General features: G+C 55.4%; 1 pseudogene. It reads right to left on the bottom strand.

The window, feature by feature from the left end:
* Positions 1-502: pseudogene (locus A3761_RS04565) on the bottom strand (Tn3 family transposase); the annotation flags it as partial.

The raw sequence follows: 502 nt of genomic DNA, 5'->3' as shown, positions 1-502 counted from the left end.
ATTGCCGGCGACCGGATCCAACCGAGCTTGGTCTAAGATCCGGGCTAACCGTTGCGTTTTGTCGGTGCCTTCCATGCGCAGACAGCAAAAGAGCGACCGTAACAGGCCGGTTCGCAATGTGGATTCCGTGTCCAGGTGTTGCCAGAACGCTTCCTCCGCTGACTGTTTCTGATTGCTCAGGTATCGGCAGACCGAGTTCAGGTCGTTGGCACTGAGAAACTGGAAAGCCTGTTGCTGTACCGCGTGGAAGGAAGTATTAGGGTCGATGCGGTCATCCACGAACAGGTGCAGGATCTCAGCGGCTTTACTCACGTTGCGGGCTGCCTTTTGCCAGTCTTGATAAACCCGTTCCTGCGCCATCTGATGCGCTCGTTGCTTCACCTGTCGAGTGTGATGGATGAACCCTTCCGCAATGCGCTCCAAGCCCTGCTGGTACCGAGACTGCAGATAGCACAGCAGGTACAAGCATTGGTTAGCAGGCGACTGACGCTTAAGTTTAGCA

The sequence above is a fragment of the Oleiphilus sp. HI0123 genome (genome assembly GCF_001635315.1).
The sequence above is the reverse complement of the archived record's forward strand: the minus strand, read 5'-3'. Positions and strand labels throughout refer to the sequence as shown.